This is a genomic window from Streptomyces viridifaciens, assembly GCF_001888885.2.
GTDB lineage: Bacteria > Actinomycetota > Actinomycetes > Streptomycetales > Streptomycetaceae > Kitasatospora > Kitasatospora aureofaciens.
In genome coordinates, this window is record NZ_CP090841.1 from 5,309,925 (window position 1) to 5,336,381 (window position 26,457).

General features: G+C 71.5%; 13 protein-coding genes. 8 read left to right on the forward strand and 5 right to left on the reverse strand.

Annotated elements, in window-relative coordinates; genetic code table 11:
• Positions 1–29: 29 nt before the first annotated feature.
• Positions 30–2,012 (reverse strand): elongation factor G, encoded by a 1,983-nt coding sequence (locus BOQ63_RS30960; RefSeq protein ID WP_072655305.1) that lies wholly within the window; start codon positions 2,010–2,012, stop codon positions 30–32.
• A gap of 348 nt (positions 2,013–2,360) precedes the next feature.
• On the opposite strand from BOQ63_RS30960, the gene BOQ63_RS30965 reads away from it, so the two are divergent.
• Positions 2,361–3,173, forward strand: a complete 813-nt coding sequence (locus tag BOQ63_RS30965; protein WP_046385711.1) for an AfsR/SARP family transcriptional regulator — start codon at positions 2,361–2,363, stop codon at positions 3,171–3,173.
• 112 nt (positions 3,174–3,285) lie between these two features.
• On the opposite strand, the gene BOQ63_RS30970 is transcribed toward BOQ63_RS30965, so the two are convergent.
• Both BOQ63_RS30970 and BOQ63_RS30975 read right to left on the reverse strand, forming a co-directional pair.
• Positions 3,286–3,933 (reverse strand): response regulator transcription factor, encoded by a 648-nt coding sequence (locus BOQ63_RS30970; RefSeq protein ID WP_033348105.1) that lies wholly within the window; start codon positions 3,931–3,933, stop codon positions 3,286–3,288.
• Positions 3,934–4,890: 957 nt separating this feature from the next.
• Positions 4,891–6,645, reverse strand: a complete 1,755-nt coding sequence (locus BOQ63_RS30975; protein ID WP_072655306.1) for an NAD+ synthase — start codon at positions 6,643–6,645, stop codon at positions 4,891–4,893.
• Positions 6,646–6,820: 175 nt separating this feature from the next.
• Here BOQ63_RS30975 and glnA point away from each other — a divergent pair, with 175 nt between their 5' ends.
• Entirely contained in the window at positions 6,821–8,182 is a 1,362-nt protein-coding gene (gene glnA, locus BOQ63_RS30980; RefSeq protein WP_030282630.1) for a gamma-glutamylpolyamine synthetase GlnA2, read from the forward strand.
• Positions 8,183–8,365: 183 nt separating this feature from the next.
• Complete coding sequence (locus tag BOQ63_RS30985; RefSeq protein ID WP_030282633.1) at positions 8,366–9,073, forward strand: class E sortase; 708 nt, start codon at positions 8,366–8,368, stop codon at positions 9,071–9,073.
• A gap of 33 nt (positions 9,074–9,106) precedes the next feature.
• Here BOQ63_RS30985 and BOQ63_RS30990 read toward each other — a convergent pair whose 3' ends face one another.
• On the reverse strand, positions 9,107–9,916 hold the full coding sequence (locus BOQ63_RS30990) for a LamG domain-containing protein (RefSeq protein ID WP_150476187.1): 810 nt from the start codon (positions 9,914–9,916) through the stop codon (positions 9,107–9,109).
• A gap of 326 nt (positions 9,917–10,242) precedes the next feature.
• Between BOQ63_RS30990 and BOQ63_RS30995 the strand changes: the two genes are divergently transcribed.
• Together BOQ63_RS30995 and BOQ63_RS31000 are read left to right on the forward strand one after the other, a co-directional pair.
• Entirely contained in the window at positions 10,243–11,469 is a 1,227-nt protein-coding gene (locus BOQ63_RS30995; protein ID WP_030282638.1) for a glycosyltransferase family 2 protein, read from the forward strand.
• A gap of 112 nt (positions 11,470–11,581) precedes the next feature.
• Complete coding sequence (locus BOQ63_RS31000; RefSeq protein ID WP_030549962.1) at positions 11,582–14,608, forward strand: bifunctional [glutamine synthetase] adenylyltransferase/[glutamine synthetase]-adenylyl-L-tyrosine phosphorylase; 3,027 nt, start codon at positions 11,582–11,584, stop codon at positions 14,606–14,608.
• A gap of 65 nt (positions 14,609–14,673) precedes the next feature.
• On the opposite strand, the gene BOQ63_RS31005 is transcribed toward BOQ63_RS31000, so the two are convergent.
• Positions 14,674–15,639: a phosphatase PAP2 family protein gene (locus tag BOQ63_RS31005; RefSeq protein ID WP_030597145.1), complete on the reverse strand. Its 966-nt coding sequence runs from the start codon at positions 15,637–15,639 to the stop codon at positions 14,674–14,676.
• 317 nt (positions 15,640–15,956) lie between these two features.
• Here BOQ63_RS31005 and pulA point away from each other — a divergent pair, with 317 nt between their 5' ends.
• The 3 genes from pulA to BOQ63_RS31020 all read left to right on the forward strand — a co-directional run bounded on the left by pulA (position 15,957) and on the right by BOQ63_RS31020 (position 26,368).
• The gene (gene pulA / locus BOQ63_RS31010; RefSeq protein ID WP_072655308.1) at positions 15,957–21,488 is read left to right on the forward strand and encodes a pullulanase-type alpha-1,6-glucosidase; all 5,532 of its coding nucleotides are present in this window, start codon (positions 15,957–15,959) and stop codon (positions 21,486–21,488) included.
• A gap of 571 nt (positions 21,489–22,059) precedes the next feature.
• Positions 22,060–24,390 (forward strand): M4 family metallopeptidase, encoded by a 2,331-nt coding sequence (locus BOQ63_RS31015; RefSeq protein ID WP_030549966.1) that lies wholly within the window; start codon positions 22,060–22,062, stop codon positions 24,388–24,390.
• 241 nt (positions 24,391–24,631) lie between these two features.
• Positions 24,632–26,368 carry a carbohydrate-binding module family 20 domain-containing protein gene (locus BOQ63_RS31020; RefSeq protein ID WP_030282650.1) on the forward strand — a complete coding sequence of 579 codons (1,737 nt, stop codon included), beginning with the start codon at positions 24,632–24,634 and terminating at the stop codon, positions 26,366–26,368.
• The last annotated feature ends 89 nt before the right edge of the window (positions 26,369–26,457 follow it).

The window sequence follows — 26,457 nt, forward strand, 5'->3', positions numbered from 1 at the left end:
GTCGGGCCCTCAGCTTTCGCGACGTCCCGTCAGATCCGGCCGAAGGCCCGCAGCATGTACTCCGAGCGGTCCACCGGGTTGAGGTCGGTCCGCCGCCGCCTCGGCGCCGCCCCGACCACCGGCTGGAAGCTGTGGAACCGGGTGACCAGCACGCCCTGGCCCTGGCTCAGGCCCGGCAGCCGCTGCTCGAACTCCTGCACCGTGCGGGCCGGGATCGTCCCCTCCACCAGGCAGCTGCTGCCCAGGCCCCGGGTGCTCTCCGGGGTGGCGCCGCACTCCACCAGGCTCAGCAGGGCGGCGCTGGCGTTCTCACCCGGCACCTCCAGCTCGAAGCGGTTGACCGGTTCGTACACCTGCGTGCCCGCCTGCTTGAGCGCGTTCATCAGCACGAGCGGCGTGAGCTTGCGGAAGTCGCCCGCCGCGCTCACCGGGCTGGCGAACCCGGAACGGGTGAGGGTCACCAGGATGTCCAGCACCTCCCAGCCGTTCAGCCCCTGCTGCAGGGTGGCCCGCACGGCCTCCTCGACGGCCTTGTGGAATGCGTGCGGCAGCGAGCCGAGCTCCACCGAGCGGCGGAACACGACCCCTGATCCCGGCTCCCCGGGTTCCACCCGCAGGCCGATCGTGGCCCAGAAGAAGGTCTTGCTCCGGTAGTCGATCTCCTCCACCGACTCGCCGACCCCGATCGGGCGCTCGACACAGATGATCCGGGTGCCCTCGAAGGCCACGTCCAGCTTGAACTCGTCGGCGAGCGTGGCCGCGATGACCTCCTTCTGCACCTCACCGTAGAGCGAGACGGCGATCTCCTGCTCCTCGTCGTCCTTGCGGACGTTGATGAACGGGTCCTGGTCGGCCAACTGCAGCAGCGCGTCGTACAGTTCGGGCATCGCGCTGGGCCGGGAGGGTCGGATCACGGTCTCCAGGCTCGGCGGCGCGAACAGGTGCTCCCCGTCCAGCCCCTCGGCCGAACCGAGCCGGTCGCCGATCCGGATGCCCTTGAGCCCCCAGACCTTGGCGATGTCCCCGGCCCGGGCCCGCGACTCGACGACGGCCGAGCCCCGGTCGAACACCTCGACCACCGTGGTGCGGCCGGGAATCTCGGTGACGGCTCCGTGCTGGTCGCGCCGGAACACGGACACCTTCTCCCGCGACCCGAGCTCGCCCCCGTGCAACCGGACGTAGGCGACCTTCTCGCCCGCCCACCCGCGCTCGATCTTGAACACGGTACCGCGGAGGGTGCCCCCGGAGCCGCCGTGATTGACCGGAAACAGCCTGGTGATCCCGTCGACCAGGGCATCGATGCCGGCGCCGGCCACGGCCGAGCCGAAGAGCACCGGGTAGAGCTGGGCCCGGGCCGCCTGGCGGGCGAGTTCCGCGCTGTAGTCCTGCGCGGTCAGGGAGGTCTCGTCCTCGAGGTAGCGGGCCAGGAAGTCGTCGCCGTGCTCGGCCAGGACGTCGGCCAGTTCGGCGGCGAAGTCGGGGTCGTCGGTCCCGACGGTCCGGGCGAACGCCCGTGCTCCGGGGGTGCCCGGCCCTTCGACCCGGGTCAGGGCGACGACGGCCGGGGTGAGCTCGGAGCGGATCTCGTCCAGGAGCTCGTGGTAGCGCGCGCCCATCCTGTCGATCTTGTTGACGAAGAGGATGACCGGCATGCGCAGTTTCACCAGCGTGCGCATCAGCAGCCGGGTCTGGGCCTGTACGCCCTCCACGGCGGAGATGACCAGCACCACGCCGTCGAGCACGCCGAGGGCCCGTTCCACCTCGGAGATGAAGTCCGGGTGGCCGGGGGTGTCGATGAGGTTGACCTTGACGTCGCCCACGGTGAAGGACACCACCGCGGACCGGATGGTGATGCCGCGCTGGCGCTCGAGTTCGTGCGAGTCGGTCTGGGTGTCGCCGCGGTCGACGCTGCCGACCCGGTCGATGACGCCGGCGGTGTGCAGCAGTCGCTCGGTCAGGCTGGTCTTACCGGCGTCGACATGGGCCAGGATTCCGATGTTCACGGTTGTCAAGACGTGTGTCCCCTAGTTCTGCGGTCTTCGTACGGATTACCGGAGCAACACGGATCTTTCGGGGCACGTCCTTCTCCTCGTGGCTCTGTCTCGCGGGTATCAGGTGACTGGTGCCGGCCCATGGGGCCAACCGCCCCCACCCTAACAGGACTTGTCGATCCGCCAGCCGATCGGCGGGGGTCGGTCGGCGGGGGTGTTTCCCTCGGGACAGGGAGCCGGACCGCTCTGGAAATGCGTCGGTGCCACCTTGGAATTGCGCGCCTGCCACCTTGTGCGGATTCCTCTTGAGACCCGTCCGCGGACCCGGATATACCTGGGGCCGAGGGAAATCCGAGCGACATCGGAGGCATGGTGAAGTTCAACATTCTGGGTCCGCTGGAAGTCCTCGACAAGGGAATTCCGTGTACCCCGAGCGCGCTGAAGGTCCGCTGGACGCTGGCGGTCCTGCTCATGAACGCGAACCGGATCGTGGACCTCGGCCTCATCATCGAGGAGATCTGGGGCAGCAGCCCGCCACGCACGGTGGTCACCACCGCGCAGACGTACATCTACCAACTGCGCAAGCTCTGCCGTCCGCTGGGCCGCGAGGTCATCCTCACCAAGGCCCCCGGCTACGTGCTGCTGCTGGGGGAGGAGGAGCTGGACGCCCAGGAGTTCGAGCGGCTGCACCACGAGGGGGACCGGCTGCTGGCCGCCGGCCACCCCGAGGCGGCCGCCCAGCGGCTGCGGCAGGCGCTGGACCTGTGGCGGGGCACCGCCCTGGCGGACATCCCGGTGGGTGCTCCGCTCGCCGGTCACGTCGCCGTCCTGGAGGAGATGCGCCTGCGCGCCCTGGAGCACCGCATCCTGGCCGACCGGCAGCTCGGGCGCCACCGGGAACTCATCCCCGAACTCAGACTGTTGACCCTGCACCAGCCGATGAACGAGTGGTACCACGAGCAGCTCATGCTCGCCCTGGACGCCGCCGGGCGGCGGAGCGAGGCCCTGCACGTCTACCGCGTGCTCTACCGCCGGCTCGACGAGGACCTCGGCATCGCCCCCTCCCGACCGCTGCAGGAGCTGCACAACGACCTGCTCAGCGGCACGTCGCCCACTCGGCAGGAGTTCCAGGCGCTTGCCGCGCGGGCGATGGAGCAGGGCCTGCGGGCCCGTTCGGCCTGAGGCCCGTCCCGGCCGAGCCCTGCTCCGCTCCCTGCCGGGCCGTCGTCCCCGCAGGGGTCCGCGCCGGACCGGTCCACCGCGGACGGATCCGCGCCGGACCGGTCCGCGGGGCTCAGGCCCGGCCGGCCGGGACCAGCATGGAAGCGGCCCGGGCCTTGTTCACGGCGTCGATCCGGGAGACGGCGTTGAGCTTGACGAACACGTTCCGGAGATGGCGCTTGACGGTGCCGGGCGAGATGCAGAGCCGGCCCGCGATGGCCGAGTTGCTCAGCCCGTTCGCGACCAGGCCCATGACCTCCCGCTCGCGTCCGGACAGGCGGTTGCCGCGCTGGCCGGCCATCCAGTCGAGGCCGGAGCGCGAGGCCATGATGTAGACCCGCTCCCGGTCCGAGGTCAGGCCCCGGATCACCGAGCCGAGGCACTCCCCGGCCGCGTCCTCTGCCAGGTAGGCGTGCACACCGCTGCTGAGGTACGTCTCCATCTCGCCGGGGTGGTCCCGCCGGCTCAGTACGACCACCCGGGTGCCCCGGTCGAGCAGGCGCTCGAGGCCCCGCTCGGTGTCGGCCACCGACTCGCCCGCTCCGTACACCACGACGTCCACGGGGTGCCCGGCCATGACGGCGAGTGCTTCGTCCACGCCGCCGACGGCGGCGCGGAGGACGAGGTCGGGCTCGGCCGACAGCAGGGCCTGCAGGCCCGTGCGCAGCAGGACGTTGTCCTCGACGACGAGAACCGACGGATGGTTGTTGCCGACTGACACGGTTGACCCCCGATGGCGACAGGCGCGAGTGACCGATGAGTGGAGCGATCCGGGCTGGCCGCGGCGGGCGGTGCGGTGGACGCCCCGGGCCCGGTGACGGGCCCAAGAGAACCGATTCTTCGGAGTGGGGCCCGGAAGGTGTGCGGGCCGGGAGCGGGCCGTGGAGCGGCCGGGCCGGGGTCGCTGCGGGGTGGGCCGTGCCGCGGGGGCCGGGACGGCCCGGGCTGTCCTGGAGCCGTCGGCCGATCGGGCGGCCGCGGCACGGGCCGGTGCGGCCACGCCCGTGAACTGGCGTGAGGCCTCTGGCCGGCCGGGGAAAGCAGCCATGCGAAGTCCTCCGGTGGGTGGCGGTCGGGTAGGTGTACGTGTTCGTTGTCGCGTGTGAGGAAGGCACGGCCGGGCGGCTTCCGGGCCGCCACACACGCGGCCGGCCGGGGTTCACGATCCGGGCCCGCCCGCGGCGGCCGCCGGTCACCCGCCCCGCCGCCCGGGTGGCTCGGTTCGTTCGCGACCCGGGCTGAGGAGAACCTAACCCGATTCTTACTTTCCGCCCAAGGGCGGTTTTTCGCCGCACGAACGACGCTAGATCACGGGACGATCTCGCTCTCCGCGCATGTGACCGGGGTAACGTCGGACAAATCCGGCCGCAGGTGATTGGCGACTTCGGAACCAGGGGAGGGGAGCCGGATGTCGGCCGGGGGTGTCCGGATCCCGCCGGTCGACGGCCGGCTGACCAAACCTGCGGGAATCACGTGAAGGACCGGGTGGTCGATCCCACATCCAGAAGTTCTTCGACACCGTCCGCCGTGACTCCTCGTCAAGATCCGGCGGGGCGACCGGGAATGTGGCGCCGAAGGCAGCCCGACGCGCCCGGGCACGGCGCTGCCGGAGGTGTGATGGTACGCACCACGGTGCGTGCGCCGGGGAACGTGAGCCGTCGTTCCGGCCGGACGACCCCTAGCCGCGCCGCCAGCGGTTGGTGATCGGCAGGCGGCGGTCCCGGCCGAAGTTCTTGACCGAGATCTTCGGGCCCGGCGGGTACTGGCGCCGCTTGTACTCGGCGGTGTCGACCAGCCGGACCACCCGGTCCACCACCGCCGGGTCGAAACCGGCCGCGACGATCGCGTCCCGGCCCTCGTCGCCCTCGATGTAGCGGTCCAGCACGCTGTCCAGCAGGTCGTAGTCCGGCAGCGAGTCGGTGTCCACCTGGTCCGGCCGCAGCTCGGCGGACGGCGGCTTGGTGATGGTGTTCTCCGGGATCGGCGGCACCTCGCCGCGCCGCTCGGCCTCCTCGTTGCGCCAGCGGGCGAGGCGGAAGACGAGCGACTTGTAGACGTCCTTGATCGGGCCGAACGCGCCCACCGAGTCGCCGTACAGGGTCGAGTAGCCGACCGCCAGCTCGCTCTTGTTGCCGGGCGCGAGCACGATGTGCCCCTCCTGGTTGGAGATCGCCATCAGCAGGGTGCCGCGCAGCCGGGACTGCAGGTTCTCCTCGGCCAGGCCGGTCAGTTCGGTGGCGCCCAGGTAGGCGTCGAACATCGGGGCGATGGAGACGGTCCGGAAGTGCAGCCCGGTGCGGCGGGCCAGTTCGGCCGCGTCGTCGCGGGAGTGCTGGGAGGAGTAGCGGCTCGGCATCGAGACGCAGTGCACGTTCCCGGCGCCGATCGCGTCCACCGCGATCGCGGTCACCAGCGCCGAGTCGATGCCGCCGGAGAGGCCGATGAGCACGGATTCGAAGCCGTTCTTGACCACGTACGCCCGGGTGCCGGAGACCAGCGCGGCCCAGATCTCGGCCTCGTCGGACAGCCGCGGCGCGATCCCGGCGGTGAGCCTGTCCGCGGGGGCGGGCGACGGCTCGTCACCCAGCTCGGTGCGGACCAGGTGCAGTCCGTCGCTCAGCAACAGGCCGTCGGTGTGGTCGCTGCTCGCGGCCGGCAGGTCGAGGTCCAGCACCAGCAGGTGCTCCTCGAACTGCGGGGAGCGGGCCAGGACCCGGCCGTCCGCGTCGACCACGATCGAGTCACCGTCGAAGACCAGCTCGTCCTGGCCGCCGACCATGTTGACGTACGCCAGGGCGCAGCCCGCCTCGACCGCTCGGCGGCGCACCAGCTCGAGCCGCAGGTCGTCCTTGTTCCGCTCGTACGGCGAGCCGTTGACCACCAGCAGCAGCCCGGCCCCGGCCTCCCGCGCGGCGGTGACCCGGCCGCCGTCCTGCCAGATGTCCTCGCAGATCGCCAGCGCGACGTCCACCCCGTGCAGCCGCAGCACGGGCAGCTGGTCGCCCGGGACGAACCAGCGGAACTCGTCGAAGACGCCGTAGTTGGGCAGGTGGTGCTTGGCGAAGCGGGTGACCACCTCGCCCCGGTACAGCACCGCGGCGCAGTTCTGCGGCGACCCGGCGGGCCGGCCGAAGCGCGGCGAGGCGTGCTCGGAGCGCCCGAGGTAGCCGACCACCACGGGCACCCCGCCCAGGCCGTCGTCGGCCAGCCGGCCCGCCAGCTCGACCAGGGCGCCGCGCGAGGCCTCGACGAAGGAGTGGCGCAGCGCGAGGTCCTCGACCGGGTACCCGGTCAGGACCATCTCGGGGAACGCGACCAGCTGGGCGCCGGCCTCCACGGCCTGCTTCGTCCAGCGCACCACCTCGTCGCCGTTGCGGGTGAGGTCACCGACCCAGGGGTCGATCTGGCACAGGGCGACACGGAGATTGGGCATGCCTCGAAGTGTAATCGTCTAACTGACGCAATGTGCTGCGGGGGCGACCCCGTGGGGGGTCGGCCCTGCCGCGGAGGCCGGTGATCGGCCATGATGGGGGCAGCCGCTCCGCGGGGTCTCTCGGGGGCCTTCGGGGCGTAACACGAGCGTAAAGAGCAGAGGTGAGACTGTCCCCATGGGCAAGCAGCAGCAGTTCGTGCTTCGCACGCTCGAAGAGCGTGACATCCGGTTCGTCCGGCTGTGGTTCACCGATGTCCTCGGGTTCCTGAAGTCGGTCGCGGTGGCGCCGGCCGAGTTGGAGCAGGCCTTCGAGGAGGGCATAGGGTTCGACGGCTCGGCGATCGAGGGGTTCGCCCGGGTGTACGAGTCCGACATGATCGCCAAGCCGGATCCGACCACCTTCCAGATCCTGCCGTGGCGCTCCGAGACCCCGGGCACCGCGCGGATGTTCTGCGACATCCTGATGCCGGACGGCTCGCCCTCCTACGCCGACCCCAGGTTCGTGCTCAAGCGCACCCTGGAGAAGGCCTCCGACCTGGGCTTCACCTTCTACACCCACCCCGAGATCGAGTTCTTCCTGCTGAAGAACCTGCCCGGCGACGGCACCGCGCCGATCCCCGCCGACCAGTCCGGCTACTTCGACCACACCCCGCGCGGGGTGGGCCACGACTTCCGCCGCCAGGCGATCACCATGCTGGAGTCCATGGGCATCTCGGTCGAGTTCTCGCACCACGAGGGTGCCCCCGGCCAGCAGGAGATCGACCTGCGCTACGCCGACGCGCTGTCCACCGCCGACAACATCATGACCTTCCGGCTGGTCATGAAGGAGGTCGCGCTGGAGCAGGGCGTGCACGCGAGCTTCATGCCCAAGCCCTTCTCCGAGCACCCCGGCAGCGGCATGCACACCCACGTCTCGCTGTTCGAGGGCGACCGCAACGCCTTCCACGAGTCCGGCGCCGAGTACCAGCTCTCCAAGGTCGGCAGATCGTTCATCGCCGGCCTGCTGCGGCACGCCGCCGAGACGGCCGCCGTCACCAACCAGTGGGTGAACTCCTACAAGCGCATCTGGGGCGGCTCCCAGCGCACCGCCGGCGCCGGCGGCGAGGCCCCCTCCTACATCTGCTGGGGCCACAACAACCGCTCCGCGCTGATCCGGGTGCCGATGTACAAGCCGGGCAAGCAGGGCTCCACCCGGATCGAGGTCCGCTCCCTGGACACCGGCTGCAACCCGTACCTCGCCTACGCCGTCACCCTCGCGGCCGGCCTCAAGGGCATCGAGGAGGGCTACGAGCTCCCGCCCGGCGCCGACGACGACGTGTGGGCCCTGACCGACTCCGAGCGCCGCGCCCTCGGCATCCAGCCGATGCCGCAGAACCTCGGCGAGGCCATCGACCTGATGCAGCGCAGCGAACTGGTCGCCGAGACCCTGGGCGAGCACGTCTTCGACTTCTTCCTGCGCAACAAGCGCCAGGAGTGGGAGGAGTACCGCTCCGAGGTCACGCCGTTCGAGCTGCGCAAGAACCTCCAGGTGCTCTGAGGGGCTGCCGCAGGAGGCCCGCCCGGCGACGGCCGTCGGGCGGGCCTCCGCGCGTTCCCGGGGGCGGCCCCGGCGTTACTGCGTCCGGGGGACGGGCGTCGCCCCGGAGTGTGTCCGCTTGCGGTCGGGTGGGGCGGGGCGCTGAAGTGGCGGCCGGTTCGGTGGCGGCGACGGGAGCCCGGGATGGCGCGGCAGCGGGGCGTGGTGGTGCGGGCGGTGGCCCGGTGGACCGGGGACGGGCTGTTGACCCTCGGTCTCCTGGTGCTCCTCTTCGCGGTGTACGTGCTCTGGTGGAGCAACGTGGTGTCGGACCGGGCGGCGGACCGGGCCGCCGGGCGGCTGCGCGACAGCTGGTCGGCCGCCGCGCCGCCTGCGGCGGACGCGGACTCCCCGGTGGCCGGGCTCGGCCGGGGCGACCTCGGCTTCCTGCACGTGCCCGCGATGGGCCGGGACTACGAGGTGCTGATCAGGTCCGGTACGGACGAGGCGACCCTGGCGGATGGCGTGGCCGGCGCGTACACCGTGCCGTACCGCTCGGTTCCGCCGTGGGAGGGCGAGGGCAACTTCGCCCTCGCGGCACATCGCGACGGCCACGGCGCCAAGTTCCACGACCTGGACCAGGTCGGCCCGGGCGCCCCCGTGGTGGTCGAGACCAGGGACCGCTGGTACGTCTACCGGGTCGACGGCGTGCTGCCGGAGACCTCCCCGGACGACGTGGGCGTGATCGCGCCCGTTCCCACCGGTTCGCCGTACCGTTCGCCGGGGCGCTACATCACGCTGACGACCTGCACGCCGGAGTACACCTCGCTGTACCGGCTGGTGGTCTGGGGGAGCCTGGTCCGGGAGGAGGCGATGACGCCCGGGCGGGTACCGCCGGCGGAGCTGCGCTGAGCGGGGCCCGCCCGGACCGTACGGTCGGGGTCCCTAGGGTCGTTCGACGCTCAGCAGGTCGACCTCCATGGTGACCGGGTCGGTGCGGGTCGGCGGGGCGTGGAACGTCCCGTCGCCGATCGAGAGGTTGAGGATCAGGTAGGCGGAGAAGTCCGGCCCGACGCCCGTCCCGTCGGACCACACCGGGTTCAACTGGTCCCGGGAGGATCCGACGTACCAGGTGTCGTTGTCGGTGCCGAGCCTGACGGCCACGTACACCCACCGCTCGGGGCCGATGTCCGGGCCGTAGTAGACGGTGCTGCTCTCCCGCACGTGGTTGACGAACTCGATCCGGTCCGGATGGTCGGCGTACCACTCGAAGAGGTCGAGTTCGTTGCCGCCGTCCCGCCAGGTCCACAGGCAGGGCCAGGCGGCGGTGCCCGCGGCGGGGAGCCGGACGTGCACCACCACCAGGTCGCCGGTGCGGAGCTGGAATCCGCTGCCGCCCGAATCACAGGAGTCGCCGGTGGTCAGCAGCCCGGTGTTCCAGTTTCCGTCCGCGCGGTGCTGGGCGGTGACGGTCAGGTGCCCGTCGGCCGTGCTCAACGCGTCGGTGGTCAGCCGGTCGAGTTTCCAACTGTTGGGGTTGTAGGTGCAGTCGGCGTACGCGGCGGTCTGCCAGCCCCACATCCGGCCCGGTCCCAGGTCCAGGGTGTCGAACCGGTCCAGCAGGACGGTGGTGCGCTGCGTCCGCGGAGCCGCGGCCGCGTCCGCGGCGGGGGCGGGGGCGGGGGCGGGGGCGGCGGCCGACGTCGCGGCGGTCGTCGCCGCCATCGCCAGCGCCACCAGCAATCGGATAGCCATGCCGTTCACGATCCACGCCGGGCCGTCCGGCCGCGCCACGGGCGGAGCCGACCGGATGAATTCAGGGTGGACGCATCGACTGGCGGGGCCCGGAATGGCGTGTTAAGGACTCCGGTCGTGATAGAAGAAAAGCGGGTTATGGCGGTGGCCCGATGTCAGCGAATTCCTTCGAATTCCGCATGAATTCACCGATCGGCAATTCTGACCAGTCAGTGAGGAACAGTTATGTACGGACTCGCTCACACCGGCGTCGCTTCGCTGGCGCTCCTGGCGACCGGCGGCGCCGCCGCCGCGATCGGCGCGGCCGTGAAGTGGCTCGCCCGGCGGTGACCGAATCACTGACCGTGCTGATCCCGGCACACAACGAGGCGGACTTCATCGCTGACGCGGTGAAGTCCGCCTTCGGCCAGACGGTACGGCCGCGCACCGTGCTGGTCCTCGCGGACTCCTGCACGGACGACACGGCGGCGATCGCCCGGCGGTGCGGCGCCGAGGTGCTGGAGGTCGACTGCAGGAGCAAGCCGGAGTCGCTCAACCTCGCACTCGCGGAGGTGACCACCGAATTCGTCGCCCTGCTCGACGCGGACGGCTACTTCGCCTCGGACCGGGCGCTGGAGATGTGCCTGGAGCGGATGCGCGCCAAGGGCTACGGCGGCGTCTGCATGTCGGTCACGCCGCACAGCGCGAAGGGCGTGTTCCAGCGTTCGCGCGTGATCGAGTGGGCCGCGGCCCACCGGATGTCCCGGACGGTCGAGTCGTGGCACGGCTGGGTCGCCGTGCTCTCCGGCTGTGCGGGCGTGTACCGCACGGAGTCGGTCCGGGCGGTCGGCGGCTGGTCCGCCGACAGCCTCTGCGAGGACGTCGAGCTGGCGCTCAAGATGAACCGCGCCGGACACAAGGCGGGCTTCGTGCCCGGCGCGTACGTGTGCGTCCGGGACCCCGGCAGCTGGTCCGTCTACTGGGCGCAGACCCACCGGTGGGCGGCCGGCTGGGCGCAGGCGCTGTACAAGCACCGCAGTCTGTTCCTCCACAGCTGGGGCTTTACCCGGGTATTCGGCGCGATGCTCGTGGACAGCGTCCTGATGGCTTCCGGATACCTCTCGCTGCTTTATCAGCTGGCCACCAGGTTCACCCATTTCGATGCATTCCGGTGGATGGGTCTGTGGTTCCTGATGATGGTGGCGCTGACTTTCGGGACGGCCGCCCTGCAAATCGGTATCCGGCGAACTCTCACCTGTTATCCGGCATATCTCGTCGTGGGTACCATGGGCACCGTCGTCTCCCTCTGGGTGATGTTCCGGGAATGGGTCCTGGGCCGACATCTGATCTCCTGGACGGGCCGTCAGGGACGCCAGGTGGAGATCACCCGGATGTCGGAACGAAGACGGTTCGTACTCGCTCTGACGGGTGCGGGCGCGGGGCTCGTCGGCGCGCTCTCCGGCCGCGTGCTCGACCGGGAGTACCTGTTCCTGACGGGCGCCGCCGCGACCGGTTCGGTGCTGCTGTCGGCCCTGCTCTGGCACCTGGTGAACCGGATGCCGGAACAGGCGTGACGCCGGAACGACCGCCCGCGCCGCGGGCCCCGTGGCGCGGGCGGACCAGCTCCTGGGAAGGTAGGTCCAGGGCCGCGTGACCGCGTGGGCCACTGGGCGTTCCGGGAGAGCGATGGCGGTGGAGGAGCAGCGGGCCGGGAGCCGGGTCAGTCGGCCCGAGATCAGGCTGGTCCGGCGGGGGTTCACCGACCCCGCCAAGGCCGTGCGGCTACTGGACGGGCCCGGCCTGGAGGGCCTGGCCGACGACCCGGTGCTGCTGGACGCGCTCGGCGCCACCGCCGACCCCGACCTCGCGCTGCTGGGCCTGGCCCGGCTGCTGGAGGCCGCCGACGAACCCGAGCGGCACACCCTGCGCGACACCCTCACCACCTCCAAGCCGCTGCGCGACCGGCTGCTCGGGGTGCTCGGCGTCTCCACCGCGCTCGGCGACCACCTGGCCCGGCACCCCCACGACTGGCACGCGCTGGTCACCTTCGAACTGCGCGACATGCACCCCGGCCCGGAGGACTTCCGTCGCGCCCTCGCCGACGGCGTCAAGGAGGACGCCCTCAGCCCGGCGAACGCGTTGCGGGTCGCCTACCGCCGTTGCCTGCTGGCCATCGCCGCCCGCGACCTCACCGGCACCACCGACCTCGCCCAGACCGCCGCCGAGCTGGCCGACCTGGCCGGCGCCACCCTGCAGACCGCCCTGGACCTCGCCGCGGAGCAGGACCCGGAGGCCGCCGCGGCCTGCCGGCTCGCGGTGATCGGCATGGGCAAGTGCGGCGGCCGCGAACTCAACTACGTCTCGGACGTGGACGTCATCTTCGTCGCCGAGCCGCGCGAGGGCGTGGAGGAGCACGAGGCGGTCAAGGCCGCCACCCGGCTGGCCGCCGCGCTCACCCGGCTCTGCTCGGACACCACCGGCGAGGGCACCATCTGGCCGGTGGACGCCAATCTGCGCCCCGAGGGCCGCAACGGCCCGTTGGTGCGCACGCTGGCCAGCCACCTCGCCTACTACCAGCGCTGGGCCAAGACCTGGGAGTTCCAGGCGCTGCTCAAGGCCCGCCCGGTCGCCGGGGACGCCGAACTCGGCGCCGCGTACGTCGAGGCGCTCGCCCCGATGGTCTGGCAGGCCGCCGCCCGGGAGAACTTCGTCGCCGACGTGCAGCAGATGCGCCGCCGGGTGGTCGACTCCATCCCGGCCCCCGAACTGGACCGCCAGCTCAAGCTGGGCCCGGGCGGCCTGCGCGACGTCGAGTTCTCCGTCCAGCTGCTCCAGCTGGTGCACGGCCGCACCGACCCGGCGCTGCGCAGCGGGAACACCCTGGAGGCGTTGGCCGCGCTCTCCCGCGGCGGGTACGTGGGCCGGGCGGACGCCGCCTCGCTGGACGCCGCGTACCGCTTCCTGCGCTCGCTGGAGCACCGCATCCAGCTGCACCGGCTGCGCCGCACCCACCTCATGCCCACCGCCGAGGAGGACCAGCGCCGCCTCGCCCGTTCGCTCGCCGCGCTGATCAACGACGACACCCGCTCCGACCCGGTGGCCGCGCTGCAGCGGGAGTGGAAGCGGCACGCGGTGGAGGTCCGGCGGCTGCACGAGAAGCTGTTCTACCGCCCGCTGCTCGACGCCGTCGCCGAACTTCCGACCGGCGCCGCCGGGTTGACCCCGGACGCGGCCCGGGCCCGGCTGGAGGCGCTCGGCTACGCGGACCCGGCCGCCGCCCTGCGGCACATCAGCGCGCTCGCCTCCGGGGTGAGCCGCAAGGCCGCGATCCAGCGCACCCTGCTGCCCGTGCTGCTCGGCTGGTTCGCCGAGTCCGCCGACCCGGACGCCGGGCTGCTCAACTTCCGCCAGGTCTCCGACGCGCTCGGCCGCACCCCCTGGTACCTGCGGCTGCTGCGGGACGAGAGCGCCGCCGCCGAGCAGTTGGCCCGGGTGCTGTCGGCCGGCCGACTCGCCCCCGACCTGCTGCTGCGCGCCCCCGAGGCGGTGGCCATGCTGGGCGACCCGCAGGGCCTGGTGCCGCGCGGCCGGGCGGCGCTGCAGTCGGAGGTGCTGGCCGCCGTCGGCCGGGCCGGGTCCACTGCCGCCGCCGTGGCCGCCGCCCGCTCGGTGCGCCGCCGGGAGCTGTTCCGCACCGCCGCCGCGGACGTGCTCGGCCGGCTCGGCGAGGACCCGGCCGAGGCGCTGGACATCGCGGGGGAGGCGCTGACCGCGCTCAACGCCGCCACCCTGCAGGGCGCGCTCCGCGCCTGCACGGCCGGCTGGGAGGCCGAGCACGGGGATCTGCCGACCCGGATCGCGGTGATCGCGATGGGCCGCTTCGGCGGCCACGAGCTGGGCTACGGCTCGGACGCCGACGTGCTCTTCGTCCACGAGCCGGTGCTCGGCTCGCTGGAGCAGGAGGCGGCCCGGGCGGCCCAGGCGGTCTGCAACGAGCTGCGCACCCTGCTGGCCGCGCCGTCCACCGAGCCGCCGCTGCTGGTCGACGCCGACCTGCGGCCGGAGGGCCGCAGCGGCCCGCTGGTGCGCACCCTGGCCTCGTACGCGGCGTACTACCGGCGCTGGTCGCACGCCTGGGAGAGCCAGGCGCTGCTGCGGGCCGAACCGGTGGCCGGGGACGAGGAGCTGGGCGCCCGGTTCCGGCAGCTGATCGACCCGCTGCGCTACCCGGGCGCCGGGGTTCCGGAGCGGGACCTGGTGGAGATCCGCCGGATCAAGGCGCGGATCGAGGCGGAGCGGCTGCCGCGCGGCGCCGACCCGACCACCCACACCAAGATCGGCCGGGGCGGGCTGGCGGACGTCGAGTGGACGGTGCAGCTGCTCCAGCTCCGGCACGGGCACGAGGTGCCGGCCCTGCGCACCACCCGGACCAGGGCCGCGCTGGCGGCGGCCGCCGACGCCGGGCTGGTGGAGCCGGCCGACGCGGAGGTGCTGGAGGCGGCCTGGGTGCTGGCCTCCCGGGTGCGCTCGGCGGTGATGCTGGTGCGCGGGCGGCCGGGGGACAGCTTCCCGGGGGACGCCCGGGAGCTGAGCGGGGTGGCCCGCTACCTCGGGTACGGCGTCGGGCACAGCGGGGAGCTGGTGGACGACTACCGGCGCACCACCCGGCGGGCCCGCGCGGTGGTGGACCGGCTGTTCTACGGGGCCGGCTGAGGGCCCGCACGATGTGGAAAGGGGCCCCTCGGGAGGGGCCCCTTTCCACATCGTCCTCGCTTCGGTCAGCGCCGGGCGCTGCTGACCGTCGGTTCGCTCCACTGCTCGGGGACGGTGACCGGCCGGTCGGTCGTCTCCCGGGCGGGCACCTGCGGCAGCTTGTAGACCCACTCGTGGTAGAGCCAGCGGGCGGTGAGGAAGCCCACCGTGAGGCAGATCTCGCCGCCGACGGCGTCCATCCAGAAGTGGTTGGCGGTCGAGATGATGACCGTCAGGGTGGCCAGCGGGTACATCAGGCCGAGCACCCGGACCCAGGTCCGGCGGGCCAGGAAGAAGATCGCCAGCCCGCACCACATCGACCAGCCGATGTGCATCGAGGGCATCGCCGCGTACAGGTTGGAGACGTGCGCGGCGGGCCCCGAGGCGAAGGAGCCCCAGGTGTGGTGGGCCTGGACGGTGTCGATGAAGCCGCCGCCGGTCATCAGCCGGGGCGGGGCCAGCGGGAAGAAGTAGAAGCCGACCAGGGCGATCCCGGTGGTGACGAACAGCACCGTGCGGGCCGCGACGTAGCGGCCCGGGTGGCTGCGGTAGAGCCAGACCAGCACGCCGATGGTGATGATGAAGTGCAGCGTCGCGTAGTAGTAGTTCATCCCGGTGATGAGCCACCCGACGCTGTCCACGGCGTGGTTGATCGAGTGCTCGACGGCGATGCCGAGGTGGTGCTCCAGGTCCCAGATCCAGCGCGCGTTGCGCTGTGCCACCGCCTCCTGCTCGGGGACGGCGTTGCGCACGATCGAGTAGAGCCAGTAGCTGATCCCGATCAGGGCCAGCTCGAACCAGATCCGCGGCCGGGCCGGTGAGCGGCGCTGGTCGCGGACGCGGTTGCGCAGGGCCGCGGTACGGGACTGGGCGGCACGGGTGGCTCCTTCGGGCTGCCGGGCCGTGCTGGCCCGGGCTGCCTCGGAACCGCCGTCGTGGGCCGCGTCGGCGCGTGCGGCGTCGCCTCGCTGGATCTCGGTCGGTTCCCCCATGGACGAGAAGTCTGCCAGACCGCTCGTAGCCGTCTGCTCATCCTCCCGAAGTGGATTCTTCACCGGTTGTCCCCCTCCAGGGGTAGGGGGCGGATCCCACCGGGGTAGGGGGTGCGGTGGGATCTGGTGCTTACCGGAGGGGCGGACATACGTCCCATTGTCACGCCGTACGCCATTGGGACGTAACCGGGGTCGCCGGGAGGGCCGCTGGCCTGGATTTTTCCGGAACGAAACGGTTTCTGCATCTTGCTGAAACATATTGCAGGCCGCTAGCTTCCAGGGCAATCGATCGCCCCTTCCCCTAAGGGAGCCCCTCAGTGGCCGATACGCCGCTCCGCCCCCGATCACGCCGCGGTCCCCGCCCCAGACCGGGCCGCACGGCCGTGCTGCTGGCCGCCGCGCTGACCGCAGCCACCCTCGGCAGCGCCCCCGCGGCGCTCGCCGCCGCCCCGCCGCCCCCGCCCTCCGACACCGCGCTGGCGGCGACCGCCGGGCGGCACGACCTCACCCGCGAGCAGTTCTACTTCGTCCTGCCCGACCGCTTCGCCAACGGCGACACCGCCAACGACACCGGAGGCATCACCGGCGGGCGGCTGGACAACGGCTTCGACCCGAGCGACAAGGGCTTCTACCACGGCGGCGACCTGGCAGGCCTGATCCAGAAGCTCGACTACATCCAGAACCTCGGCACCACCGCGATCTGGATGGCCCCGATCTTCAGGAACAAGCCGGTGCAGGGCAGCGGCGCCGACGCCTCGGCCGGGTACCACGGGTACTGGATCACCGACTTCACCCAGGTCGACCCGCACTTCGGCACCAACGAGCAGCTCAAGGAGCTGATAGCCAAGGCGCACGCGCGCGGCATCAAGGTCTTCTTCGACGTCATCACCAACCACACCGCCGACGTCATCGACGACGCCGAGCAGCAGCACGGCTACCGCACGACCGGCGCGTACCCGACGCTCGACGCGGACGGCAACCCGGTCGACGAGACCGCGCTCGCCGACGCCGGGGCCCCCTGGCCGAGGACCACCAAGGACTCCTTCCCCTACACCCCGGTGTTCCGCACGCCGGCCGACGCCAAGGCCAAGAACCCGTCCTGGCTCAACGACCCGGCGCTGTACCACAACCGGGGCGACTCGACCTTCGTCGGCGAGTCCGCCACCGAGGGCGACTTCAACGGCCTGGACGACCTCGACACCCAGAACCCCCGGGTGGTCAAGGGCTTCGAGCAGGTCTACCAGCAGTGGGTCAAGGACACCGGGGTGGACGGCTTCCGGATCGACACCGTCAAGCACGTCGACATGGCCTTCTGGCAGCAGTGGGCCCCCGCCCTCAAGAACTTCGCCGCCGAGCAGGGCAACAAGAAGTTCTTCATGTTCGGCGAGGTGTACTCCGGGGACCCGGCCGTCACCTCGCCCTACGTCACCAAGGGCAAGCTGCAGGCCGCGCTGGACTTCCCGTTCCAGGGCGCGGCCCGCTCCTACGTCTCCCAGGGCGGCTCGGCGAAGAACCTCGCCGACGTCTACGGCCAGGACTACCGCTACACCAGCGCCGACACCGACGCGTACGAGCTGCCGACCTTCCTCGGCAACCACGACATGGGCCGCTTCGGCTCCTTCCTGCTCGCCGACAACCCGGGCGCCGACGACGCGACCCTGCTGAAGAAGGACCGGCTCGGCACCGAGCTGCAGTTCCTCACCCGCGGCCAGCCCGTTGTCTACTACGGCGACGAGCAGGGCTTCACCGGCGCCGGCGGCGACAAGGACGCCCGGCAGGACATGTTCGCCTCCAGGACCGCCTCGTACAACACCGACCGGGTGCTCGGCGGCCCCTCCGGCGCGGCAGACCGGTACGGGCAGGGCGGCGAGCTCTACCGGGGCATCGAGGGCCTGGCCGAGCTGCGCCGCGACAACCCGGCGCTGGCCGACGGCGCGCAGATCGAGCGCTACGCCGCCGACGGCGCGGGCGTGTACGCCTTCTCCCGGATCGACGCGGGCCAGCAGGTCGAGTACCTGGTGGCGGTCAACAACGCCACCGAGGCGAAGACCGTCACCCTGGACACCTTCTCGGCGGGCATGGGCTTCGACCGGATCTACCCGTCGGCGGGGGAGCGGGTCACCAGCGGCGGCGACCGCAAGGTGACCGTCACCGTCCCGGCGCTGTCCTCCGTGGTGTTCAGGGCCGCCGGAAAGCTCGCCCCGGTCGCGGCCGCGCCGCAGCTCTCGGTGCAGCCGCCCGCCGACGGGTCCACCGGCCCGGTGACGGTCGGCGCCACGACGGACGGCGGCTTCAACCGGGTCAGCTTCGCGGCACAGATCGGCAACGGGCCCTGGCAGACGCTGGGCACCGCCGACACCGGAAAGTACGCGGTCACCCAGGACCTGGGCGCCGTCGCCCCGGGCACGGTGGTCCGCTACAAGGCCGTCGTCCAGGACTCCAGCGGCCACCTGCGCTCCGCCACCGCGAGCTTCACCACCGGCACCCCCGCACCCAAGCCGGTGCCCACCGCGGGCGCCCGTCCGTACGCCGTCGTCCACTACAGCCGGCCGGACGGCGACTACGACGGCTGGAACCTCTACGCCTGGGGCGACCTCGCCGACGGCGAGGGCACCCAGTGGCCCGCCGGGCACCCCTTCACCGGGCGGGACGCGTACGGCGCCTTCGCGTACGTGCGGCTCAAGCCCGGCGCCTCGGACGTCGGCTTCATCGTGGAGAGGAACGGCGTCAAGGACGTGGACGCCGACCGCCACATCGACGTCGGCGCCACCGGTGAGGTCTGGCTGAAGCAGGGCGACGCCACCGTCCGCACCGCGAACCCCGGCCCGGCCGGCACCCCGCCGGCGAACACCGCCGTCATCCACTACAACCGGGCCGACGGCAACTACGACGGCTGGGGGCTGCACGACTGGACCGGCGCGGCCGGTCCCACCGACTGGGGCAAGCCGCTGATGCCGGTGCGCCGCGACGCCTTCGGCGCCGTCTTCGAGGTGCCGCTCGCCCCCGGGGCGACCAGCCTCAGCTACATCCTGCACAACGGCAACGACAAGGACCTGCCCGCCGACCAGTCGCTGGACTTCGCCGTCAACGGCAGGGAGGTGTGGATCCTCGGCGGCCGCGAGGGCTACCTGCTGCCGCAGAACCCAGCCGTCTCCTCCCGGTTGGACCCGGGCAGTGCCAAGGCCCAGTGGATCGACGCGAGGACCGTCGTCGTCCCGGCCGACTACGGCGCCACCGATCAGGCCCTGGCCGGCGGCACCAGCGCCCAGCTGGTCTACGACCCCGAGGGCGGCATCCGCGCCGACAAGGGCGTGCTCACCGGGCCCGGCAAGTGGATCCGGCTCAGCCCCGTCGCGGGCGGGCTGACGGACACCCAGAAGGCCAAGTACCCGCACCTGGCGGGCTACCGGGCCTTCACCGTGGACGCCCGGGACACCGCGCGCGTCCCGGCCGCGCTGCGCAGCCAGCTGCTGTTCACCGAACACCTGCCCAGCGGAGCGGCGCTGGCCGCCACCGGGGTGCAGACCCCGGGCGTGCTGGACGACCTGTACGCCGGCCGCACCGGGAAGGTGGACTTCGGTCCGGCCTACTACGACGGCAAGGTCGCCCTCTCGCTCTGGGCGCCGACCGCGCAGCAGGTGTCCGTCCAGGTCTTCGACAGCGCCACCGGGGGCAACCCGACGACGCTGCCGCTGAAGCTGGACGACGAGACCGGCGTGTGGGAAGTCGTCCGCGACAAGCGGGAGTTGGACGGAAAGTACTACCTGTACCAGGTGAAGGTCTGGGCGCCCTCGGTGCAGCAGCTGGTGGTCAACACCGTCACCGACCCGTACTCGGTGGCGCTGTCCACCGACTCCAGGCGCAGCCTGGTCGCCGACCTGGACGCCAAGGAGCTCAAGCCGGCGGGCTGGGACGACCAACCCCGCCCGGCGGCCGTCCCGCCCGGGAAGGAGCAGATCCAGGAACTGCACGTCCGGGACTTCTCGGTGGAGGACACCAGCGTCCCGGCCGCCGAGCGCGGCACCTACCTGGCGTTCACCGAGTCGAAGTCGGCCGGGATGCAGCATCTGCGGGACCTCGCCAAGGCCGGGATCACCACCGTGCACCTGCTGCCGACCTTCGACATCGCCACCATCCACGAGAACCGGGCGGACCAGAAGCTGCCGTCCTGTGACCTCAAGTCCCTTCCGCCGGAGAGCCCGAAGCAGCAGGAGTGCGTGGCGGCCGTCGCCGCCGACGACGCGTACAACTGGGGCTACGACCCGCTGCACTACAACGTGCCGGAAGGCTCGTACGCCACCGACCCTGGGGGCACCTCCCGGCCGGAGGCCGGGGGAGGGACCGCCCGTACCGTGCAGTTCCGGCAGATGGTCCAGGCGATGCACGCGGCCGGGCTGCGGGTGGTGCTCGACGTGGTCTACAACCACACCGCCGCCAGCGGGCAGGCCGAGCACTCGGTGCTGGACAAGGTGGTGCCCGGCTACTACCAGCGGCTGGACGCCGACGGCAAGGTGACGACGGACAGTTGCTGCGCCGACACCGCGCCCGAGCACGCCATGATGAACCGGCTGGTGGTCGACTCGGTGACGCTGTGGGCCCGGGAGTACCAGGTCGACGGCTTCCGCTTCGACCTGATGGGCCTGGACCCGAAGTCCACCATGCTGGACGTGCGGGCCGCGCTGCGGAAGATGACACCGGACTCCGACGGCGTGGACGGCAAGAACGTCTTCCTCTACGGCGAGGGCTGGAACTTCGGCACCGTCGCGAACAACGCCCGGTTCGTGCAGGCCACCCAGGCCAACATGGCCGGCACCGGCATCGCCACCTTCGACGACCGGCTCCGCGACGCCGCCCGCGGCGGCAACTTCATGCTGAGCTCCGCACCCCAGCAGGGCTTCGCCTCGGGCCTGTACACCGACCCCAACGGCTCGGCGGCGAACGGCAGTCCGCAGGAGCAGAAGGCCCGGCTGCTGCACCAGATGGACCAGCTGAAGGTCGGGCTGACCGGGAACCTGGCCGGCTACTCCTTCACCGACAGCTCGGGGAAGGCCGTCACCGGCGCCCAGGTCGACTACAACGGCTCCCCGACCGGGTACGCGGCCGCGCCGGGCGAGGCGGTGGAGTACGTGGACGCCCACGACAACACCGACCTGTTCGACGCACTCGCGTTCAAGCTGCCCACCGGCACCGCGCCCGCCGACCGGGCCCGGATGCAGGCGCTCGGGCTGTCGCTGACCGCGCTCACCCAGGGCGCGGGCTTCGCCCAGGCCGGCAGCGACCTGCTGCGCTCCAAGTCGCTCGACTCCAACTCCTACGACTCGGGCGACTGGTTCAACGCGATCCACTGGAACCCGTCGGCGGGCAACGGCTGGGGCCGCGGCCTGCCGACGGCGAAGGACAACCAGGAGCTCTGGCCGACCGCCCGATCCCTCCTGGCCAACCCGAAGTTGACCGTGGGCGCGGCCGACATCCGGGCGACGGCCGCGCAGTACCAGGACCTCCTGCGGATCAAGCAGTCCTCGCCGCTGTTCTCGCTGCCCACCCTGGCCGACGTCCAGCGGCGGCTGTCGTACCCGCTCTCCGGCACGCCCGGCGAGACGCCCGGGGTGATCACCCTGCACCTGGACGGCACCGGGCTGGCCGGCGCGGAGAAGGGCATCACCGTGGTCTTCAACGCCACGCCCACCGCGCAGACGCAGACCCTGGCGGCCCTGAAGGGGACGAGCCAGGCGCTGCACCCGGTCCAGGCGGGTGGGGTGGACCAGGTGGTGAAGCAGTCCGGCTTCGACGCCTCGACCGGTAGCTTCACCGTGCCGGGTCGCACCGTGGCGGTGTTCGTGCAGGGCTGATTCCGCCGTTATCCGAGTCCCGGGCCCCGTGCCGCCGTCGAGGCGGTGCGGGGCCCGGTTCCGTTCCGGCCGGGGAATGGCCGGAATCAGGCGGTGGCACGGCCGGAAGTGTGACGTGCCGCCCCGGCGCGGCGCTGCCCGCCGTCCGCCGGGGCGGGCGCCGGGACCGAGCGCTGGTCAGTCACCTCCGGTGGTGATCGAACTTTACCGGCGGGATGAAAACCGTGTTCAAGACTTGGTCATGCCGTAACACAACTGACTAACCGTCGTGCATACGGTTTCGGTAATGAATCGGCCAATCGGTGGCATGCATCTGTCATTAACGGCGCGTTTGCTGCCACGATTCCTCCGGCTGCAGACGAGGGGGCCCCACCTCCCGGTGCAGCTGCCCAAGTTCAGGTGCAGCGCGTCCCGACCTGCAACGAACCCCTGCACGACTTGTGAGCACCGAAACCGCACCCCCGTTGCACCCGGCGGGGGCCCCCACTGCGCCGCAACCCCGCGGCCCAGGTTCTCTCCACCGGGCGTGCCGAGTTGATCCCTCGACGCGCCGGTCGGAAAAGGAGTCCGCATGTCACGTCATGCTCACGTCCGGAAGGCAGCCGTTGTCATGGCCGCCACCACCGCGCTGCTGGTCACCGGCATACCGGTGATCGCCCAGGCCGCCCCGGACGCGCCGGCCGCCGTCGCCAGCCAGCAGGCCAGCCGGGCCGCGCTGATCGCCTCGGCGAACCAGCAGACCGCCTCCCTCGCCCAGGCCCTCGGCCTGGACGGCAAGGAGCGGCTGGTCACCAAGGACGTTGTCCAGGACGCCAACGGCGGTCGCCACCTGCGCTACGAGCGCACCTACGCCGGACTCCCCGTCCTCGGCGGCGACCTGATCGTCCACCAGGACGCGTCCGGTGCCACCAAGAGCGTGACCAAGGCCAGCGAGGCCAGCCTCGCGGGCGTGGACACCACCCCGGCCCTGGCCGCGCCCAAGGCCCAGGAGGCCGCGCTCGCCGCCGAGCAGGGCTCCGTCGACGGCGCGCCCCGCCTGGTCGTCTGGGCCGCCGACGGCACCCCGAAGCTCGCCTACGAGACCGTGGTCAACGGCCGCGAGTCCGACGGCACCCCGAGCAAGCTGCACGTCGTCACCGACGCCAAGACCGGTGCCGTGCTCAGCAAGGCCGACGGCATCAAGCGCGGCAGCGGCAACGGTGTGTTCGTCGGCCAGGTGTCGCTGACCACCACCCAGAGCGGATCGACCTACTCGCTCAAGGACACCACCCGCGGCGGCCAGTACACCACCGACATGAACAACGGCACCTCCGGCAACGGCACGCTGTTCAGCAAGTCGAGCGACACCTGGGGCAACGGCCAGGCCAGCAACCGCGAGTCGGCCGCCGTCGACGCTCAGTACGGCGCCGCCGCCACCTGGGACTTCTACAAGAACACCTTCGGCCGCAGCGGCATCAAGAACGACGGCGTCGGCGCGATGAGCCGGGTGCACTACGACACCGGCTACGTCAACGCGTTCTGGGACGACGGCTGCTTCTGCATGACCTACGGCGACGGCAGCGGCGACACCCACCCGCTCACCGAACTCGACGTCTCCGGCCACGAGATGACCCACGGCGTCACCTCGGCCACCGCCAACCTGAACTACTCGGGCGAGTCTGGCGGCCTCAACGAGGCCACCTCCGACATCATGGGCACGATGGTCGAGTTCTACGCCAACCTGCCCAAGGACGTGCCGGACTACCTGATCGGCGAGCTGATCGACATCAACGGCAACGGCACGCCGCTGCGCTACATGGACAAGCCCTCCAAGGACGGCGGCTCGGCCGACTCCTGGTACTCGGGCGTCGGCAACCTGGACGTGCACTACTCGTCCGGCGTCGCCAACCACTTCTTCTACCTGCTGGCCGAGGGCAGCGGCGCCAAGGTGATCAACGGCGTCAGCTACAACAGCCCGACGGTCAACAACATCACCGTCGCCGGCATCGGCCGGGACAAGGCGGCGCAGGTCTGGTACAAGGCGCTCACCGCCTACATGACCTCCACCACCGACTACGCCGCCGCCCGCACCGCGACCCTCAACGCGGCCACCGACCTGTACGGCGCCAACAGTGCCGAGTACAACGCGGTCGCCACCGCCTGGGCCGCCGTCAACGTCGGCTCGCTGCCCAACCCGGGCGGGGTCACCGTCACCAGCCCGGGCAACCAGTCCACCGCGGTGGGCGGCTCGGTCAACCTGCAGATCAAGGCCTCGGGCGGGACGGCCCCGCTGTCCTACTCGGCCACCGGGCTGCCGGCCGGCCTGGTCATCAACGCCGGCACCGGCGTGATCACCGGCTCCCCGACCACCGCGGGCAGCTCCAACGTGACGGTCACCGTGAAGGACTCGGCCGGCAAGAGCGGCACCACCAGCTTCACCTGGACGGTCACCGGCGGTGGCGGCGGCTCCTGCACCCCGGCCCAGCTGCTCGGCAACCCGGGCTTCGAGACGGGCTCGGCGGCGCCGTGGACGACCAGCTCCGGCGTGGTCGACAACAGCTCCTCGGAGGCGGCGCACGGCGGCAGCTGGAAGGCCTGGCTGGACGGCTACGGCAGCAGCCACACCGACACGCTGTCCCAGACGGTGACCATCCCGGCGGGCTGCAAGGCGACGCTGAGCTTCTGGCTGCACATCGACACCGCCGAGACCGGCTCGACGGCGTACGACAAGCTGACCGTGTCGGTGAACGGCACCACGCTGAAGACCTACTCCAACGCGGACGCCGCGGCCGGCTACCAGCAGCGCACCTTCGACCTCTCGGCCTACGCGGGCCAGACGGTCACCGTGAAGTTCACCGGCACCGAGGACTCCTCGCTGCAGACGAGCTTCGTGATCGACGACACCTCGGTCCAGACCGGCTGAGGTCGCACCGGCTCCTGAGGGACCGGTGAACCAGGACAGGTGAGGGGCCCGGCGGCTACGGCTGCCGGGCCCTTGCCGTGCTCCCTGTTGCAGGACTGTGTTGCAGAAACGTTCAGTCCTGGCCCTTGACGGCCCCTGCTGGTCGCCCTAGGTTCAGCGCTGCAAGTTTCCGGCAAGTTACAGAAACTTCCTGCATGCTTCACCCGGCTGTCCCACCCCAGCCACCCCCCCAGGAGACAACGTGGTCACCACCGCCCCCACCCGCCGGCCCGCCCGGGCGGCCGGCGCACTCGCCGCCTCCGCGGCCCTCGCACTCTCGCTCGCCGGGACCCTCGGCGCCCCCGCCGCCCAGGCCTCCCCGCCCGCGAACAACGGCAAGGACGTCACCGCCACCCTCTTCGAGTGGCGCTTCGACTCGGTCGCCCAGGCCTGCACCACCACCCTCGGCCCCAAGGGCTACGGCTTCGTCGAGGTCTCGCCGCCCCAGGAGCACATCCAGGGCCCGCAGTGGTGGACCTCCTACCAGCCCGTCAGCTACCAGATCGCCGGACGGCTCGGCGACCGAGCCTCCTTCAAGAACATGGTCGACACCTGCCACGCGGCCGGGGTCAAGGTGATCGCCGACGCGGTGATCAACCACATGTCGGCCGGCTCCGGCACCGGAACCGGCGGCACGGTGTACACCAAGTACAACTACCCCGGCACCTACCGGGACGCGGACTTCCACACCTGCCGCCAGCCGATCACCAACTACCAGGACCGCACCAACGTGCAGGACTGCGAGCTGGTCAACCTCGCGGACCTGGACACCGGCAGCGCCTCCGTCCAGACCACCATCGCCCACTACCTGGACGACCTCGGCTCGCTCGGCGTCGACGGCTACCGGATCGACGCCGCCAAGCACATCGCCGCCACCGACCTGGCCGCCATCAAGGCCCGGATGGCCAACCCCAACGCCTACTGGGTGCAGGAGGTCATCTACGGCGCCGGCGAACCGATCCAGCCCACCGAGTACACCGGCAACGGCGACGTCGACGAGTTCCGGGTCGGCACCGACCTCAAGCGCGTCTTCACCAGCGACAAGCTCGCCAACCTCGGCAACTGGGGCGCCTCCTGGGGCTACCTGCCGAGCAACCAGGCGCGCAGCTTCGTCGACAACTGGGACACCGAGCGCAACGGTTCCACCCTCAACTACACCTACGGCAACACCTACACACTGGCCAACGTCTTCCTGCTGGCCTCCACGTACGGCTCGCCCAACATCTACTCCGGCTACAGCTTCAGCAACAACGACGACGGCCCGCCGAACGGCGGCACCGTCAACGCCTGCTACCAGGACGGCTGGAACTGCACCCACGCCTGGCGGCAGATCGCCAACATGGTCGGCTTCCGCAACGCCGTAGCGGGCACCGGGGTGACCGACTGGTGGTCCGACGGAAACAACGCGATCGCCTTCGGCCGGGGCAACCGGGGCTACGTCGCGATCAACCACGAGGGCGGCGCGATCACCCGGACCTTCCAGACCGGGCTGCCGGCCGGGACGTACTGCGACGTCCAGCACGGCGACCCGCAGCCGGGCGGCGGCTGCACCGGCCCGACGTACCAGGTCGGCGCCAACGGGCAGTTCACCGCGACGGTCGGCGCGGGCGACGCGGTCGCGCTGTACGTCCAGCCGGGTACGACGGTCTCCGGCGCCTCGTTCAACGTCAACGCGACCACCGCGTACGGACAGAGCGTCTACGTGGTCGGCGACGTCCCGGCGCTCGGCGGCTGGGACCCGGCCAAGGCGCTGCCGCTCTCCTCGGCCGGCTACCCCGTCTGGTCGCTCGCGCTCTCGCTGCCGGGCGGCACGTCCTTCCAGTACAAGTACGTCATCAAGGACGCGGGCGGGGCGGTGACCTGGGAGTCCGGCGCCAACCGGACGGCGACCGCACCGGGCTCGGGGAACGTCACGCTGAACGACACCTGGCGGCCGTAGGGCCCTCCGCGCCCGGAACCCCCGTCAGCCGTGGACTGACGGGGGTCCCCCGTGGGGATGGCCGCACCGTCGCAAACCCCCCGGAAGAG